The organism is Dickeya chrysanthemi NCPPB 402, assembly GCF_000406105.1.
GTDB classification, from domain to species: domain Bacteria; phylum Pseudomonadota; class Gammaproteobacteria; order Enterobacterales; family Enterobacteriaceae; genus Dickeya; species Dickeya chrysanthemi.
Window position 1 is genome coordinate 1,063,847 of sequence record NZ_CM001974.1, and the last position, 17,227, is coordinate 1,081,073.

Annotated in this window: 18 protein-coding genes, 1 tRNA gene and 1 pseudogene; 7 read left to right on the forward strand and 13 right to left on the reverse strand. The window is 51.8% G+C overall.

The genetic code is table 11. The features are described from left to right. Positions 1–143: 143 nt before the first annotated feature. The gene (locus DCH402_RS04820; protein WP_071604668.1) at positions 144–935 is read left to right on the forward strand and encodes an endonuclease/exonuclease/phosphatase family protein; all 792 of its coding nucleotides are present in this window, start codon (positions 144–146) and stop codon (positions 933–935) included. Positions 936–991: 56 nt separating this feature from the next. Here the strand turns inward: DCH402_RS04820 and mltD are convergent, their stop codons facing one another. Further along, positions 992–2,389 carry a murein transglycosylase D gene (gene mltD / locus DCH402_RS04825; RefSeq protein ID WP_040000080.1) on the reverse strand — a complete coding sequence of 466 codons (1,398 nt, stop codon included), beginning with the start codon at positions 2,387–2,389 and terminating at the stop codon, positions 992–994. A 70-nt stretch (positions 2,390–2,459) separates the two neighbouring features. After that, positions 2,460–3,215 (reverse strand): hydroxyacylglutathione hydrolase, encoded by a 756-nt coding sequence (gene gloB, locus DCH402_RS04830; RefSeq protein ID WP_040000082.1) that lies wholly within the window; start codon positions 3,213–3,215, stop codon positions 2,460–2,462. 45 nt (positions 3,216–3,260) lie between these two features. Between gloB and DCH402_RS04835 the strand changes: the two are divergent. Continuing rightward, positions 3,261–3,979, forward strand: a pseudogene (locus tag DCH402_RS04835) (class I SAM-dependent methyltransferase). 27 nt (positions 3,980–4,006) lie between these two features. On the opposite strand, the gene rnhA reads toward DCH402_RS04835, so the two are convergent. Beyond that, positions 4,007–4,573 carry a ribonuclease HI gene (gene rnhA / locus DCH402_RS04840; RefSeq protein WP_161624063.1) on the reverse strand — a complete coding sequence of 189 codons (567 nt, stop codon included), beginning with the start codon at positions 4,571–4,573 and terminating at the stop codon, positions 4,007–4,009. Here rnhA and dnaQ point away from each other — a divergent pair. Both dnaQ and DCH402_RS04850 read left to right on the forward strand, forming a co-directional pair. Further along, on the forward strand, positions 4,527–5,261 hold the full coding sequence (dnaQ, locus tag DCH402_RS04845; RefSeq protein ID WP_040000085.1) for a DNA polymerase III subunit epsilon: 735 nt from the start codon (positions 4,527–4,529) through the stop codon (positions 5,259–5,261). The two genes, rnhA and dnaQ, sit on opposite strands and share 47 nt — an antisense overlap. Positions 5,262–5,391: 130 nt before the next feature. Then, a tRNA-Asp gene (locus tag DCH402_RS04850) sits at positions 5,392–5,468 on the forward strand. A gap of 51 nt (positions 5,469–5,519) precedes the next feature. Here the strand turns inward: DCH402_RS04850 and nrdF are convergent. The 7 genes from nrdF to DCH402_RS04885 all read right to left on the reverse strand — a co-directional run bounded on the left by nrdF (position 5,520) and on the right by DCH402_RS04885 (position 11,666). Then, the gene (gene nrdF, locus DCH402_RS04855; protein ID WP_040000086.1) at positions 5,520–6,482 is read right to left on the reverse strand and encodes a class 1b ribonucleoside-diphosphate reductase subunit beta; all 963 of its coding nucleotides are present in this window, start codon (positions 6,480–6,482) and stop codon (positions 5,520–5,522) included. A 39-nt stretch (positions 6,483–6,521) separates the two neighbouring features. Continuing rightward, a complete protein-coding gene (gene nrdE, locus DCH402_RS04860; RefSeq protein WP_040000088.1) occupies positions 6,522–8,669 on the reverse strand; it encodes a class 1b ribonucleoside-diphosphate reductase subunit alpha in 2,148 nt (715 codons plus the stop codon). Then, the gene (gene nrdI / locus DCH402_RS04865) at positions 8,648–9,055 is read right to left on the reverse strand and encodes a class Ib ribonucleoside-diphosphate reductase assembly flavoprotein NrdI (protein ID WP_040003381.1); all 408 of its coding nucleotides are present in this window, start codon (positions 9,053–9,055) and stop codon (positions 8,648–8,650) included. Before nrdI ends, nrdE begins: the two co-directional genes overlap by 22 nt. 10 nt (positions 9,056–9,065) lie before the next feature. Then, positions 9,066–9,299, reverse strand: coding sequence for a glutaredoxin domain-containing protein (locus DCH402_RS04870; RefSeq protein WP_040000090.1), 234 nt, complete (start codon positions 9,297–9,299; stop codon positions 9,066–9,068). Between the two features lie 222 nt (positions 9,300–9,521). Continuing rightward, positions 9,522–10,316, reverse strand: coding sequence for an adenosylmethionine decarboxylase (gene speD / locus DCH402_RS04875; RefSeq protein ID WP_012768766.1), 795 nt, complete (start codon positions 10,314–10,316; stop codon positions 9,522–9,524). Between the two features lie 30 nt (positions 10,317–10,346). Beyond that, on the reverse strand, positions 10,347–11,210 hold the full coding sequence (gene speE / locus DCH402_RS04880) for a polyamine aminopropyltransferase (protein ID WP_040000092.1): 864 nt from the start codon (positions 11,208–11,210) through the stop codon (positions 10,347–10,349). Between the two features lie 108 nt (positions 11,211–11,318). Then, positions 11,319–11,666: a YacC family pilotin-like protein gene (locus DCH402_RS04885; RefSeq protein WP_012768768.1), complete on the reverse strand. Its 348-nt coding sequence runs from the start codon at positions 11,664–11,666 to the stop codon at positions 11,319–11,321. 240 nt (positions 11,667–11,906) lie between these two features. Between DCH402_RS04885 and DCH402_RS04890 the strand changes: the two genes are divergently transcribed. Together DCH402_RS04890 and DCH402_RS04895 are read left to right on the forward strand one after the other, a co-directional pair. Next, the gene (locus DCH402_RS04890) at positions 11,907–13,514 is read left to right on the forward strand and encodes an ABC transporter permease (protein WP_040000093.1); all 1,608 of its coding nucleotides are present in this window, start codon (positions 11,907–11,909) and stop codon (positions 13,512–13,514) included. A 7-nt stretch (positions 13,515–13,521) separates the two neighbouring features. Beyond that, entirely contained in the window at positions 13,522–14,586 is a 1,065-nt protein-coding gene (locus tag DCH402_RS04895) for an ABC transporter ATP-binding protein (protein ID WP_040000095.1), read from the forward strand. Between the two features lie 147 nt (positions 14,587–14,733). Here DCH402_RS04895 and DCH402_RS04900 read toward each other — a convergent pair whose 3' ends face one another. Next, positions 14,734–15,066 (reverse strand): hypothetical protein, encoded by a 333-nt coding sequence (locus DCH402_RS04900; protein ID WP_040000097.1) that lies wholly within the window; start codon positions 15,064–15,066, stop codon positions 14,734–14,736. 154 nt (positions 15,067–15,220) lie between these two features. Beyond that, positions 15,221–15,673 carry a GNAT family N-acetyltransferase gene (locus DCH402_RS04905; protein WP_040000098.1) on the reverse strand — a complete coding sequence of 151 codons (453 nt, stop codon included), beginning with the start codon at positions 15,671–15,673 and terminating at the stop codon, positions 15,221–15,223. Between the two features lie 134 nt (positions 15,674–15,807). On the opposite strand from DCH402_RS04905, the gene hpt reads away from it, so the two are divergent. Then, positions 15,808–16,341, forward strand: coding sequence for a hypoxanthine phosphoribosyltransferase (hpt, locus tag DCH402_RS04910; RefSeq protein ID WP_411431451.1), 534 nt, complete (start codon positions 15,808–15,810; stop codon positions 16,339–16,341). A gap of 127 nt (positions 16,342–16,468) precedes the next feature. Here the strand turns inward: hpt and can are convergent, their stop codons facing one another. Further along, positions 16,469–17,110 carry a carbonate dehydratase gene (gene can / locus DCH402_RS04915; protein WP_012768774.1) on the reverse strand — a complete coding sequence of 214 codons (642 nt, stop codon included), beginning with the start codon at positions 17,108–17,110 and terminating at the stop codon, positions 16,469–16,471. Positions 17,111–17,227: the final 117 nt, after the last annotated feature.

Genomic DNA, 17,227 nt, shown 5'->3' on the forward strand with positions numbered 1-17,227 from the left:
TAATAAAAGCCCTGAGCGTAAGCTTAGGGCTTTTTGCCTTTCGAACATTGTATTGAATTTTCCATCTGCTGGTTTGTGCCCATTGAAACTCGGGGATAAAACCCCTATAACGATAACCAGTTCACTGGTATAGCAGGAACAATGTGCACAAGAAAACTTATGCAATGAGGTATGTTGCCGGGCAACCGGTTGAGCGTATCTTCCAGCCACCGGCAATGCATTATCTACAACAGCAGCCTTTATCTGCAGGCCCTCTGGTGGTGACAGAGAACGCCTTACGGATAATGGTATGGAATATTTTTAAACAACAGCGTACAAATTGGCTTTCTGTTTTGAAACACTTTGGTGAAAGTACGCAGTTGATGTTGTTGCAGGAAGCACAATCAACCCCAGAGCTGATCCGTTTTGCCACAACGCACTATCTTTCCACTGAACAAGTGCCTGCTGTTGTGTTGCCGGCACATCCTTCGGGGGTGATGACGTTATCTTCTGCACAATCCATGTATTGTTTTCCGTTACGTGAACGAGAGCCGTTAATTCGTCTTGCCAAATCAGCATTGATTACAGTTTATTCGTTGGATAATGAGCGCTTGTTGATGGTGATAAATATCCACGCTGTTAATTTCAGCTTGGGGGTAGAAGCCTATACCAATCAACTCGAAAGTATCGGCGGGCAATTAGAACATCACTCGGGACCTGTGATTATGGCGGGGGATTTTAATGCCTGGAGCCAACCCAGGGTGAGTGCGCTTTATCGGTTTGCCCACCGAATGGGGCTAAAAGAGGTTGTTTTTTCTGATGATCAGCGGCGGCGTGCATTTGGCCGACCGTTAGACTTTGTGTTTTATCGAGAGTTAGATGTGATGGATTCATCTGTAATGGTTACTAATGCATCCGATCATAATCCGCTGTGGGTAGCGTTTAACGTTTCCTGATAGTCGCATTCTATAGCGATAAAAAAACCGCCTGAATAGGCGGTTTTTTGTTAGCGTCAGGAGTCTGGTGACTGTTTTTTAGTGACGTACAATGTCAATCGATCACCAGGCTGAAGATTGGCATCTTTGATGACCGTATTCCAGCGCATGACATCAGCAATGTTAACACCGTGGCGCTTAGCAATGCTCGCCAGCGAATCGCCTTTACGAACCTGATAAGTAATCGAGTTCGACTTGTTGCTTGCAACAATACCTGCCGTCACAGGTGCTGTTACTTTGGCTACTTGCAATGTTTGGCCCACTTTCAGGGCGCTGCCCTTGAGGTGATTCCAGTTCTGCAGGTCCTGCGTGCGGACATTCATTCGTTTGGCAATGCTTGATAACGTATCACCAGTGCGAACTTTATATCCGACAGTGCGGGTTATAGCCATCGGCTGTGTAGCTTTTGCCGGCTGAACGGCTGCAATGTCACCATCTGCCAATGAGTCTTTCAACTGCCCCACATGGGACTTAGGAACCATGATGTAGTGCGGTCCGTTAGGCGCAGTAACATCACGAGTGTAACCCGAGTTGTAACTCTTTAACTTGGTGACAGACAAACCAGCCAATTCAGCTGCTTGTGTCAACTCCATCTGCTGGCCTAAATCAACACGTGCCAGAGCACGGTTTTCGTTAGGCTTAGGCAGTTCAACACCGTACTTTCTGCTGTGTTTAAGAATATCGCTTAGCGCCAACATCTTAGGCACATAGGTTGACGTTTCATAGGGTAACGCCAATGCCCAATAATTCGTTGGACGACCCTTCGCTTTATTCGCTTTCACCGCCTGCATGATGCGCCCTTCACCTGCATTATAGGCGGCTACGGTCAACAACCAATCGCCGTCGAACATGCGGTTTAGACGCTGCATCATATCCAATGCAGCGGTCGTGGATGCGACAACATCCCGACGCCCGTCATACCATTGGGTGTGTTTCAACCCATAATTTCGCCCTGTGCCAGGAACAATCTGCCAAAGCCCAACGGCGTTGGATGATGATCTGGCGTTTGGGTCAAAAGCGCTCTCCACTATGGGTAGCAGTACCAGTTCCATCGGCATCTTACGTTCTTTAATCTGCTCGACTATCAAGTACATGTACGGCTCTGCCCGTAATGTTACATCGTGGAGATAGCTCTTATTTTTTAAGTAACGCTGTTTTTGCTCGCGGATCCGGGAATTTTCCGGAACCTCCATCTTCAGCTCGTCGCCAATGAAGTTCCACAGATCTTGCTGCGCAAGGCTATCATCATCCAGCCATCGCGCACCGGTCTCTCGACCATCTGTGTACTTTCCTGCTTCACTTTGACCTGCCGAAGACAGACTCTGTCCATGCTGTCTGGGTTGAGAGGTGTCATTGGGTGGCACCTGGCAACCTGTCAACACGACCGAGGCGATGAATATCGCTTTAGTCTTCATATCTGTGTCAATAGTTGCTTAAAAGACAGACAATGATACTTTGATTGGCAATTTAGTACAACAAAAACCATTAAAAGTGGTCTTTCATAGCGCGTAAGTGCGCAAAAATCTGCCAATCGCCCTGGGTGTCCGTATTAATGGACAGTTTTCTTTTTAAATCAATATCATGACAACGTAAAAAAATGTTTATTCTTCGTTCCCGACCCAGTGTTGAAGGGAGGGATAATTCTCCTTTTTTACGTAATTGCCTGATTTTAAGTAGATAATCATGGATATCTACATCTTCAGGCCAAACATGGTGAGCAAATTCCAGGTTGGACAATGTGTACTCGTGTGCACAACATATCTGGGTTTCATCAGGTAAATCAGCCAACTTGCTCAATGATTCGAACATTTGTTGTGCCGTACCTTCAAAAATGCGACCACAACCGGCAGAAAATAGCGTATCGCCACAGAACAGATATGGAGAGCTATAGTACGCGATATGTCCTGCCGTGTGCCCAGGTACGAAAAAAATAGAAAATTCCGAGCCAGCTGCAGTAATCGTGTCACCTTCCTGTACTGTATGTGTCGCGCCACACCGTTTAGTTTCCAATGGACCGTAAATTTGTATGCCGGGATAGCGATCCGCCAGTTGCCGTACGCCGCCGGTGTGGTCATTGTGGTGGTGAGTCAACAGAATGGCTGCAGGGAATAGTCCATACTTGTCCAACGCCTGTAATACAGGGTGTGCATCCCCTGGATCGACAATCACACATTGCTTTTTATCATTTGCCAGTAGCCAAATGTAGTTATCGTTGAAGGCCGGTACACTGATAAGATTCATGCTGCATCCTCATTTTGATGATTAGCTTGCGGAAGATTCTAGAACATGAAGCCAGCACAAACATCCCAGAAGATCATACCGCCTGATAGTTGGGATTCGATCCCCTGGGGCCGCATTATCTTCATACGCTGAATATGGCGCTGGCTCCCTGGTGGAGCAGAATATTCGGGTTTCATCTGCTGAAAATTGGTGGATTGAGTACAGCGATCGATAGCCAAACATGTACCATTCCACATCAGGTTAATGTCAGTCGAGAGCCTCTGGCGCATGTTATGGCTGATCCCTATCAGCTCCCCTTTGTCGAAAAATCGGTTGATGCCTGTTTGCTGGCCCATGTCCTGACTTATGCTGCTGATCCTCATCGGGTTGTGCGTGAGGTGGACCGGGTTTTGATTAACGATGGCTGGGTCATTATCAGCGGCTTCAACCCGGTCAGCCTGATTGGTTTGGGGAGATTGGTGCCGGGGATGCGTCGTCGCCAGCCATATTGCAGCCGGATGTTCAGCCAAATGCGAGTGATGGATTGGCTAAGCTTGCTAAATTACGAGATTGTTCATCATAACAGCTTACAGGTGTTGCCATGGCGTCGGCCTGGCGAGGGAGTCTGGAATAATACGCTGCCTCTGCTGGGATGCCTGACCTTGATTGTCGCGCGTAAGCGCACGATTCCATTGACGATGACGCCGAGCAAATCCTTGTTAAGGAAATCGCCGTTGCATCGGCCTGTCGGTGTAACGAAAAGTTATCGATGCCGACATGATTGAACGTAAGTCAGTTGTTCAACGAGCAGTCTACTCAGGCTGGTAACCGATGTCGTCGAGCGTGGGTGCGTTGGCGGCCTGACGGGCCAATTCATCACAACGCTCGTTTTCAGGGTGACCTGCATGGCCTTTTACCCATTGCCAGTGCAAGGTATGGCGCTGAATGGCGCTGTCCAGCCGTTGCCACAGGTCGATGTTTTTCACCGGTTTTTTCTCTGCGGTTTTCCAGCCGCGTTTTTTCCAGTTATGGATCCAACTGGTAATCCCCTGACGGACGTACTGACTATCCGTGCTTAGCGTGACATCGCAGGGCGTCGTCAGGCTTTCCAGTGCAACAATTGCCGCCATGAGCTCCATCCGGTTATTGGTAGTTAACCGGTAACCTGCACTGAGGGTTTTTTCGTGCTGCTTATAACGTAGGAGTACCCCGTATCCGCCGGGGCCAGGATTGCCGAGACAGGAACCGTCGGTGAAAATCTCAACCTGTTTTAGCATCTCTGGTAGACTCTTATTCATGGTCAAAAGCATAAGTCTGACATAAACGAAACCGATGAGCACTGTAATTACGCGACAAATCGTTCTTGATACGGAAACCACTGGTATGAATAAGCTGGGGGTTCACTATGAAGGACACAAGATTATTGAGATTGGTGCGGTCGAAGTCGTGAACCGTCGTCTGACCGGGCGCCACTTCCATGTATATCTGAGACCTGACCGTCTGGTAGACCCGGAAGCTTATAATATTCATGGCATTAGCGATGAGTTTCTGGTGGATAAGCCGACTTATGCTGATGTTGCGGACGATTTTCTTGATTTCATCCGCGGCGCTGAGCTGGTGATCCATAACGCGTCGTTTGATATCGGCTTTATGGACTATGAGTTCCGCTTGCTGGGGCGCGATATTCCGAAAACCGAAACCTTCTGCACCATTACCGACAGCCTGCTGATGGCGCGTCGGTTGTTCCCCGGTAAGCGCAATAATCTGGATGCCTTGTGCGACCGTTACCAGATAGATAACAGTAAGCGTACGCTGCATGGCGCGTTGCTGGATGCCGAGATTCTGGCTGAAGTCTATCTGGCGATGACTGGCGGCCAAACCTCACTGGCTTTTTCCATGGAGGGGGAGAGTCAGCAGCAGGCGGTGCAAACGGAAACTATCCAGCGTATTTCACGTCCGGCATCGGCTCTGGCGGTGTTGTATGCCAGTGACGAAGAATTGATGGCGCATGAGCAACGGCTGGATCTGATTATGAAAAAAGGCGGCAGTTGTCTGTGGCGTAGCTGAGTTCGCCGCCGTTGAACACAACGGCTTCACTGCGCTGAAAATGTAAGCAAACAGAAGCGTTTAGTGATAAAAAGCGTTGACGCAACCGAGGGCGGCCCGTAGTATTCACCTCGCTCACTGAGCACAGCGCGGTGCGGTAGTTCAGTCGGTTAGAATACCGGCCTGTCACGCCGGGGGTCGCGGGTTCGAGTCCCGTCCGCACCGCCAACTATTCCGAAGCCCTGAATCATCTGATTCGGGGCTTCTTCGTTTTTATATTCAGAAGTTCCAGTCTTCATCTTCAGTTTCTACAGCTTTCCCGATTACATAGGATGAGCCTGCGCCCGAGAAGAAATCATGATTTTCTTCTGCGCCTGGCGACAGGGCGGCGAGAATAGCGGGGTTGACGTCGGTCATGTCGGCGCGAAATAGCGCCTCATAGCCCAGATTCATCAGTGCTTTGTTGGCGTTATAGTGCAGAAACTTTATCACATCACCGCTCCAGCCGACGCTATCGTACAGCTCATGGGTATAGTCCACTTCATTGTCATACAAGGTTTGCAGCAGCTCGTAAGCGAAACGCTGCAAGTCACGTTGCTCTGGCGTACTTAGACGTTTTAATCCCTGCTGGTATTTGTAGCCGATGTAATAGCCGTGTACGGCTTCGTCACGGATGATGAGACGAATTAAATCGGCAGTATTCGTTAACCGACCACGACTGGCCCAATACATCGGCAGATAAAAGCCGGAATAAAACAGAAACGATTCCAGAAAGACGCTGGCGATTTTCTTTTTCAGCGGTGGCTCATGCTGGTAGAGCGAGAGAATCAACGCCGCTTTGCTTTGCAGCGGCTTGTTATGTTCACTCCAGAAATAGGCGCAGTCGACTTCGTTGGTCAGGCATAAGGTGGAAAAAATTGCACTGTAAGAGCGGGCATGAACAGCCTCCATAAAGCCGATGTTGGAAAGCACGGCTTCTTCGTGGGGGGTTAATGCATCGGCCATCAATGCAGGGGCTCCCTGGGTGTTCTGCAGCGTATCCAGCAGTGTCAGGCCGGTAAACACGCGTAGTGTGAGTTGGCGTTCAGCATCGGTTAATTGTGCCCAGGACGGCATATCGTTGGATAAGGCAATCTTCTCGGGCAGCCAGAAGTTGGCGGTCAGCCGATTCCAGACTTCCAGATCCTTTTCATCCTGTGGGCGATTCCAATTGATAGCCTTGAGGGGCGACAACTGACTCATGTCATGATCTCCTTTTTTATGCTGTGCGTCGGGCGAGTGTTAAAGCGAGCAGGACACACAGCCTTCAATCTCTGTACCTGCCAGCGCTTTTTGGCGCACACGAATGTAGTACAGGGTTTTGATGCCTTTTTTCCAGGCGTAGATCTGTGCTTTGTTGATATCACGGGTCGTGGCGGTATCGGGGAAAAAGAGCGTCAGCGACAATCCCTGGTCGACATGCCGGGTGGCGATGGCATAGGTGTCGATGATTTTCTCCGGACCGATTTCATAGGCGTCCTGATAAAATCGTTGATTGTCATTAGTCATGTATGGAGCAGGGTAGTAGACTCTTCCCAGCCGGCCTTCTTTACGGATTTCGATGCGAGAAACGATCGGGTGGATGCTGGCCGTAGCGTGGTTGATGTAAGAGATCGAACCCGTGGGCGGCACCGCCTGTAGGTTCTGATTGTAGAGACCGTAGCGCATTACCCGTCGTTTCAGCGCCAGCCACTCTTCCCGTAAGGGAAGCGCAATACCGGCGGCCATGAACAGTTCGCGCACGCGTTCCGTGGCCGGTTGCCACTCTTGCGACAGATAACGATCAAAGAACGCGCCGCTGGCGTACTGCGAATCGGCGAATCCGGCGAAGGTTTGGTTACGTTCTTGTGCCAACAGACTGGAGGTGAGTAAGGCGTGATAGGTCACGGCATAAAAATAGATGTTGGTAAAATCCAGCGCCTCTTCCGAACCGTACAGGATCCCTTCACGCGCCAGATAACCGTGCAGGTTCATTTGTCCCAGACCAATCGCGTGTGATTCCGCATTACCGGCGGCGATGGACGGCACCGCGTTAATATGGCTCATATCGGATACTGCCGTCAGCGCTCGTACGGCGATGGCCACTGAATGAGCCAGATTGCCGCCATCCATCACTTTGGCAATATTGAGAGAACCGAGGTTACAGGAAATGTCTTTTCCGACCAGACGATAACTCAAATCTTCCTGATATGCGCTGGCGCGGCTGACCTGCAGAATCTCCGAACACAGGTTGCTCATGGTGATGCGCCCGGCCACCGGGTTGTTGCCGTTCACGGTATCTTCGAACATCAGGTAGGGATAACCGGATTCAAACTGGAGCTCGGCCAGTGTCTGGAAAAACTGGCGAGCGTTAATGATGCATTTGCGTATTTCAGGGTGGTTGACCAGTTCGTCATATTTCTCGCTGACGCTGATTTCCGACAGCGGCATGCCGTATATCCGCTCAACGTCATAGGGGGAAAACAGATGCATGTCCTGATTATTGCGGGCCAGATGCAGCGTGATATCGGGTATAACCACCCCCAGCGACAGCGTTTTGATACGGATTTTTTCGTCGGCATTTTCCCGGCGCGTATCGAGAAAACGCAGGATATCCGGGTGATGGGCATGCAGATAAACCGCCCCAGCCCCCTGGCGAGCGCCGAGCTGGTTGGCGTAGGAAAACGCATCCTCCAGCATTTTCATGATAGGGATGACGCCGGATGACTGATTTTCGATACGTTTTATCGGTGCGCCGGTTTCGCGAATATTGGTCAGCATAAAGGCGACGCCGCCGCCGCGTTTGGACAATTGTAATGCGGAATTAACCGCCCGACCGATGGATTCCATGTTGTCTTCAATACGCAGCAGAAAGCAGGATACCAGTTCGCCGCGTTGCCGTTTGCCGCAATTGAGGAAGGTCGGCGTGGCGGGCTGGAAGCGGCCGCTCATCATTTCATCCACCAGTTGTTGTGCCAGTTGCGCATCGCCCTGCGCCAGCGTCAGCGCCACCATACACACTCGCTCGCCATAGTTTTCAAGGTATTGGCTACCGTCAAAGCTTTTCAGCGCATAGCTGGTGTAAAACTTGAAGGCTCCCAGAAAGCTTTGAAACGGGTAGCGATGTTCGGCTGCGCGCTGGAACACGTCGATGATGAAGTCTGGCCGGTAGCGCCCCAGTACTTCAGGTTCGTAATACCCTTCCTGTTGTAGCCAGCGCAGTTTTTCTTCCAAAGACGGGAAACGGCGGGTACGTGGTTGTACATGGTCGCGAAAGTAGCACTGAATAGCTTGATGATCGCGTTCAAACTGAATGCGGCCATCGGCATCATAGATATTCAGCATGGCGTTGAGCGCGTGGTAATCCAACTGGCTGGAAGGCGCTGCGGTCAGGAATTCTGCTGTAGCCAAAATTGGGTTACTCCTCTGCGTACGTTGTCGACATCTTCCGGAGTTCCGGACAACTCAAAGCGATAAAGGCAAGGAACCTGACATTTGGCGGCGATAATATCGCCGGCAATGGCGTAGGCTGCGCCAAAGTTACGGTTCCCGGCGGCGATGACGCCGCGCAGTAACGCGCGGTAAGACGATTGATTCAGCAAGTGGATGACCTGGCGGGGCACCGCTCCACGCGTGCTTCCTCCGCCGTAACTCGGAACAATCAAAATGTATGGATTGACGATATCCGGCATGATCTCCCCGTTTTGCAGCGGTATTCGCATCGCCGGCAGCCCCAGACGCCTGACGAACCGATGCGTATTTTCCGACTGGCTGGAGAAGTAGACGATCGGATTCATCATCGTGGTCTCAGGCGGTGACGGCACGCAGTAAGCGGAGTTTATCCGGTCGAAAACCGCACCAGTGCGTTTCACTGGTTTCTACCACCGGTAGCTGGCGGTAGCCGAGCGCCAGCACATGCGCTTGTGCCGGTTTATCGTCGGATATGTCGATCTTGTGGTAGGCGATGCCATAGCTATCCAATGTCCGGCAGGTTGCGTCGCATTGCGGGCAATCCTTTTTGCTATAGATGCTAATGCTCATGATTCGTGTTTACCTTTTGGCCGAAATGAGAACCTATGCACATGTGGCCGAACGGAGGCGCTGATGCACAGCCATATTGGCGGCGATTACGTTCCGTTTGCCTGATAATGAATACTAGATGTGGTGTTTATTAATATCAACCACGCAATATATAGTGTTTTGTTAGGCGATGGAGGCATTGGAAAGGAGAGAACCTGAGGGCCTGCACCCTCAGGGACGTGATCACACCGTTGCGATGTTTCTGCCGTAATAGATTTCCTGCATCTCGCGATACAGCAAGTTCGTGATGCGTTTACGTTCTTCGGGGCTAAGCTCTTCAGGACTGACGTTAAACAGGTAGTGCTTCAGGTCGAAATCCTTCAGCAACATTTTGGTGTGAAAAATATTTTCCTGGTAAACATTAACGTCCATTAGATGATAGAGCGATTTCATGTCGTCAGACATGAAGTTCTGAATAGAGTTGATTTTATGGTCGATGAAATGCTTGACGCCGTTAATGTCGCGGGTAAAACCGCGTACGCGGTAGTCAATGGTCACGATGTCTGATTCTAACTGATGAATCAGATAGTTGAGTGCCTTGAGCGGTGAAATGACGCCGCAGGTTGATACCTCGATATCGGCGCGAAAAGTACACAGACCGCCGCCGGGATGGCTTTCCGGATAGGTGTGCACGCAGATATGACTTTTATCAAGATGTGCGACAACGGAATTCGGCAGCGGGCCAGGGTGTTCGGAGGTATCCACATCACGGGGATCCATCGGCTCTTCGCTGACCAGAATAGTCACGCTGGCGCCTTGCGGCTCGTAATCCTGACGGGCAATGTTCAGAATATTGGCGCCAATGATGGAACAGGTTTCACTCAGGATTTCTGTCAAACGGTTCGCATTGTACTGCTCGTCAATGTACGCAATATAGCCATCGCGATCGGCAGGCGTTTTAGCGTAACAGATATCGTAGATACAAAAACTCAGGCTCTTGGTCAGATTGTTAAAGCCATGTAGTTTCAGCTTTTGCAATTTAATTCACCCCCTTATGGATGCCGGTGTTCAGCGGGTGGCTGACAGGGCATTCAGTAAATATTGTGGCAGGGCAAAGCTGCCGATGTGAATGGCCGGGTTGTAATAGCGGCATTCGATTTCCGCTGCATCAAACCGTTGCTGCAGACTATGTTGATCGGTAGCGCGCAATGCCGGGTTGTTACTGGCCCAGGCAAAAGTCATGATGCCGCCATAGTAGGTTGGAATGGCGGTCTGATAAAAACTGACGTCGCTGAAGTAGCGGCTCAATTTCTGATGACTGTTGACGGCCTCATCCTGTTGCAGGAAGCAGACGCCGTTTTGCGCCACAAAGACGCCCCCGTCGTTCAGGCAGCGTGCGCATCCCTGGTAAAAATCCGAGGTGAACAAACTTTCACCGGGTCCGATAGGGTCGGTACAGTCGGAAATGATGATATCGAACTTTTCCTGACAGGCGTTGACGAAGTTAACACCATCGTCAATCACCAGACGAAAACGCGGGTCATCGTAAGCGCCGGCGCTGTGATTCGGCAGATACTGGCGGCAGAACGACACGACGCCGGCGTCGATTTCCACCATGGTGATCTGTTCAATATTACGGTGACGACACACCTCGCGCAGCATACCGCCGTCGCCGCCGCCGATAATCAGCACGCGTTTGGCGTTGCCGTGGGCCAGCAGCGGGACATGGGTCATCATTTCGTGATAGATGAACTCGTCTCGTTCGGTGGTCTGTACTACGCCATCCAGTGCCATTACCCGGCCCAGCGCGGCGTTTTCGAAGATGATCAGATCCTGATGGTCGGTTTTTTCATGATAGAGCACCTTTTCTATAGAAAAATACTGACCAAAGTTGGCATGCAGGGTTTCATACCAAATTTCTTTCCGGGACATGTTAGGGCTTCCTCCGCGATAACAGCCATGAAAATTGGCGCGCTATGATAGCTAACTCTCATGGCGCTTGCACGGTCAAATTTCACGCAATACGGAGGATTTTAGGCTTTACTGTGTATTAGCGAGTAAACTGAGAGAGTTTCGTGCCAGAGACTGGCATTTTTTCGGCGTAGGAATAGCGATGCCGCTCAGATCACGATAGCTGGCTTCACCGAGCGCGATCATATCGAATTGGTTGTAGTTGCTGAGATCCCAGCGGTTTTGTTGGGCGAAAACCACCAGCGCACGGCGGATCTGATCGTTGGGGAGATCCTTGTAACCGCAGTTATTTTTCAAATAAACGAAAATCGCAGTCAGATCGGCGAGGTCTTCGGCCTCGAAATCATTCAATGCCTTACTGGCGGAGGAGAAGCCCAACAATGAGAACAGGAGCAGCACCAGCGCGGAATGTTTCATAATTCAACCTGTTTTACCTTTCATTAGATGACGTTATCACAGTTACTGGCCCGGATTTCAAGTTTTATTCGGCGCTGTGTGATAGACGCAGTCGGCGTAGGCTTGCGCCGGGCGGAGCAAACGGAGGGCGTATATGTACAATGGCGTAATTACCGGCCATTTATCGGCGATTGATGCCATGACGGCAGCGTCAGGCTTTGATATTAATAGTGCAGTTTAAATTTATCGCACCGATTTCTCATGACTTCAGGTATCTGGCGCATCAGTAGTGTGCTGTTGGCGGGAATTCTTTTGTTTCCGTTGGTGGCCATCGTCGGCATGGCGTTTTTCGCTCCCGGCAACGCGATATCAGCGTTATGGCATGCTCTGCCCGTTTATGGAATCAACACGCTGATGCTGGTGGCGGGCTGTGTGATTTTCAGTCTGCTGTTCGCGTTACCGCTGGCCTGGCTGATGTCGCACTACCGCTTTGCCGGGCAAGTGTGGTTACATCGGGCATTGCTGTTGCCGCTGGCGGTGCCGGGCTATCTGCTGGCGGCGGTATACGGCGACGCCCTGGGGTATGAAGGGCCGGTCAAACAAACGCTGTACGCCTTATCATTCACACCCCACATCGTGCCTCAGACATTCTGGCATCAGGTGGTGATGGTGATGTGTGCCAGCCTCTGTCTGGCGCTGGTACTGTTCCCCTACGTCTACCTGTTGGTACGGACTGCGTTGATGTCGCAATCGGCCAACTTACGTCAGGCCGCTTTGTTGATGAATCATACCCGCGCTCAGGTTTTCTGGCGTGTGGTGTTTCCTATGGCGCGTCCGGCGATTGCGCTTGGCATGGTGCTGATGGCATCGGAAGCGCTCGGCGATTACGGCATTTCCGCTTATTTCTCGTTGCAGACGATGACCACGACAGGGCTGGATTTATGGCGAGATAAGTCGCAGCACGGCACGGCGGCATTACTGATGTCGTTATTGCTGCCGTTGGTGCTCCTGATATGGTTTCAGGCGCGGCGTAGTCGTGCCCGTCAATTACGTTATCAGCAAATCGGCGGCGTGGGGACGAACAATTTACCGGTTTTACGCGGGTGGCGGTGCTTTCTGACGGTTCTGTTTGGCGTCGGGTTGGTCGTCGTTGCGTTTGTCGTACCGGTTGGCCGGCTGGTGTGCTGGGCATTGCTGTCTGACGCGCCGATCTGGAGCTTGCCATTCTTGCTGGCGTTTACCAGCAGCGTGATGGCGGCCGCCAGTGCAACGTTGCTGGTGATTGCGCTGGCGATGGTGTGTGTGTTTGATTTTCGGGCAACGGGTAACCCGGCGTACCGTAATCCGTTACGCTGGCTTAATATCAACCGGCTGTTGCCGTCCACCGCGTTAGGTATGGGGTTGTTGGTGCCGTTTTTGGCTGTGGATGCCTGGCGCGCCTCGGCGGGTGGGGTGGTGGATGACCCTTGGGCTGGGTCGGTACTGGTGCTGATTCTGGCTTATTGCATGCGCTTTAGCGGCTTGTTGATTGACCGGATGCAAATTCGTATTTCCCGTCTGCCGGGATCCATGAATCATGTCAGCCAGTCGCTGGGGTATACGCCCGTTCAGCGAGTGCTATGGGTTTATTTACCGCAGTTACGGCACTGCCTGATTGTCGGTGTGCTGCTGGTGTTTACCGAAAGTTTGCGTGAACTGAATGCATCACTGCTATTGCAACCGTTTGAGGTAGAAACGATGGCGACCTACGTTTTCCGCTTCATAATGGATGAGCGCTTGCCGTTGGTGGCGACTCCCGCGCTGATGCTGGTGGGCGTGGGGATGATCCCGTTGTTTGGGATAACCCGATTGATGAGAATGGAAGGATAGGTAAGTGATGGAGACCCCGGAGATTCTGGCGATAACTTCGCTCAGTTGTGGTTATCCGCAACGTTCCGTGCTGGAGAATGTGAGTTTCTCGGTGCATGAAGGGGAGATGGTTTGCCTGTTGGGGGCCAGCGGCGACGGCAAAACCACGTTGCTGAAATCAATAGCGGGTCTATTGCCGCAAGAGCAAGGCCGAATCGTCATTGCCGGCCAGCCGTTGGCACCTCAAACACCAGATGGTGAGATGCCGTCATACGCGATAGGCATGGTGTTTCAGGATGATGCCCTGTTTCCCCACCTGACGGTCATGGAGAATATTACCTTCGGGCTACGCGGCAAGTCATCCGAAGAGGTCAGCACTCTGGCGATGGACGTCGTGGGGGTGATGCAACTGGAAACGTTTACCCGTTGTTATCCTCACGAACTTTCCCGCGTACAGTACCAGCGTGCGGCTATTGCGCGTGCGCTGGCGTGTCAGCCAAAACTGTTGCTGTTGGATGAGCCGTTTTCTGCCGTTGATAGCCAAATCCGGTATCAATTGATCAGCGAGTTGCGCCAAATTCTGCGGCATCGCCGGATTGCCACGCTATTTGCGACTTCTGATCGGGAAGATGCATTTGCTTTCGCCGATCACCTGATTCTGATCCATGAGGGCAGTATTGTGCAGCAGGGCTTTTCCGCTGACCTTTACTACCGGCCGGTCAACCGGTATGTGGCCAGTTTTATGGGGAATACCAATTACCTGCCGGTAAAAATCAACGGCGACAGGCAATGGCAGAGTTTTCTCGGCGAGCATCAGGCGACGAGGGCGCTGAAACTGCCGCATGGTGCGCAGTACGACTGGTTGATTCGCCCGCAAGAAATTGCGCTGGCGTTGGATGAAGATGGTCCGGGCATCATTGAAGATCGGCTATTTATGGGGAACAGTAATTTTTATCGTATCCGGGTCAATGAGTTGGAGATTCAGGTGCAAAGCGGCAACTGGTTCGAGCCGGGGCAACCGGTTAGGCTCAGTATTCGCATCGATCAACCGGTTCTTTTTCCGCCGGAGACGGCGATAAGCTCACAGGACTAGCGGGCGTCAGGCCCGCCTCGTCGGTAAGTGCATGGGGGCGCCTGCAACTGCCTGGTTAAATACAGGCGCTCGCCATTCGGCGCTTTTCTTCATTCCCATGCGGTGCCGTTTATCTTGGTCATTTCGTTGCGATATGACGTCATCACGTTATTGAGCGGCATTCGGTGCCAGGGGGTCGCGCTGCGGCATCGGGGGCATTTCGCGCACGCTGATGCTGACTTCATAGGTTTTGCCGTTACCTTGCGGCACATTGGCGACCAGTTTGTTGATTGCCTGCACCGGATCGGTCGACTGCAACGAGGCCTGATACAGCGCAGGGATCGGCGGCGGGAATCCGGGCGGCGGCGGGAGGATGCCTGGTTTACCCAACATCGGAGGCTCAACACCTTCAGGGTGTGCGGAGGCCACGGATAGGGTGGAGATTAGCGAAATACCGGTGATGAGCGCCGCGGTACGGCAAATTTTCGATAGTGTTGTCATGTTGCACCTCTCAATCGGTTGGTCATGGCATATAAAAAACCTTGTACCGGAGAGGTGCAACGCGTTTTACCCTCTTTTATGTGTCGATAACGAAATCCTGACTCTCTTGCGGATACGCTGATATTTTCACCACAATCGATATACCGTTATGCGCTCAGCGCTTCAGCGCAAGAAAATCGGCAGCCAAAATATGCCAGGCGCTGGGGTGTGCCTCAAAACCGATCCGGGGGTAGTAATCCACCGCCAGAGGCGCGGCAATCAGGATCAGCCGACAGTGCGGTTTAAGCTGTTGGGCGGTGTGTGCAATAAGCTGGCGACCGATGCCTCCATGCTGGCAGTTTTCATCCACCGCCAGATCGGACAGATAGCAGCAATAGTGGTAATCCGTCACGCTACGAGCAATTCCCACTAATTCATCGCCACGCCACGCCGTGACCAGCAGATCCGCCTCTGTCAGCATGCCTGCGAGGGTATCGCGCTGCTCCAGCGGCCGTCTCGGGCCTAATGACGTTCGGCTAAGCAGATGAATAAATTGATCGACATTGATGGGGTCATTCACTTTGTAAGTGATGGGATGGTCAACCGCTGAAGACGATAACGAGGTCATGTTCTCTCCGTGAAACAAGGCTTTCTGTTATACTGCGCGCCGCGGTACATAGCGGCACGGCATGGCTGTGTAGTCGCTTCGGAGTATGGCCGCCGCGGCCGATACTGGATATCTTTTTTCTGTGAGTCGTCAGTATGATGAAACATACGGTGGAAGTCATGATCTCTGAACAGGAGGTCAAGGTGAGGGTAACTGAGCTGGGGCGCCAGATTAGCGAACATTACCGCAATAGCGGCAGCGACATGGTGCTGGTTGGGTTACTGCGTGGATCTTTTGTGTTTATGGCCGACCTGTGCCGTGCCATTGACCATTCTCACGAAGTCGACTTTATGACCGCATCCAGCTACGGCAGTGGTACGAGTTCGACCCGGGATGTGAAAATCCTCAAAGATCTGGATGAGGATATCCGCGGCAAAGATGTGCTGATTGTTGAAGATATTATTGATTCCGGCAATACACTCAGCAAAGTACGGGAAATTCTGCAACTGCGTGCGCCCAAATCGCTGGCGATCTGCACACTGCTGGATAAGCCGTCACGCCGTGAAGTTCAGGTTCCGGTGGAATGGGTCGGATTTTCCATCCCTGATGAGTTTGTGGTGGGGTATGGCATTGACTATGCCCAGCACTATCGTCATTTGCCGTTTATCGGCAAGGTTATCCCGCTCTAATGCCCGGCATCGCGCCCATGACGGCATAGGCGCGAATACCCGTCATACTTCAAGTGGCAGGAAGACGTGTAGTCAACGCACCTGCAACGCGAAGTCTATGACGGGAATAACAGGGAACGCTCAGTGCTTAAAACAGCGCGGAGATAGCGCGGCGATAGCGCTGTTCCAGCGTTTCGCGGCTGATAGCAGTGACTTCCAGATCGCGCAGTCGTCCATCCTGAATTCCGTAGACCCAACCATGAATGGTTACTTTCTGACCGCGTTTCCAGGCTGACTGCACGATGGTGGAGTGGCCCAGGTTGTACACCTGTTCTACCACATTAATTTCACACAGCTTGTCAAATCGCTGTTCGGGTGGCAATTCTCCCAACAATGAGCTGTGCTTATACCACAGGTCACGAATGTGGAGCAGCCAGTTGTTGATCAACCCCAGTTCCGGGTTTTCGACCGCAGCCTGCACGCCGCCGCAGCCATAGTGGCCGCAAATAATAATGTGCTCCACCTCCAGGACCTCAACGGCATACTGTACGACGGATAAACAGTTAAGATCGGTGTGGATAACCAGGTTGGCTACATTGCGGTGAACGAACAGTTCGCCGGGTTCAAGACTGGTCAGGCTTTCTGCGGGAACCCGGCTGTCTGAGCAGCCGATCCACAGAAAACGAGGGCGTTGGGCCAGCGCCAGCCGTTCAAAGTAATCCGGGTCTTCTTTCACTATCGTTTCAGACCATTGCTGGTTATTGGCAATAAGCGTTTCTATTGTTTTCATGAAAGTGAATGACCTGTAACGACAAAAGGACAGTGCAGGGTAATATAGAGCAATCATAGGGGTTTTGAAATCGAAAACTGGGTCCGACCAGGGCCCGCTTAACTGATAATAAGGCAC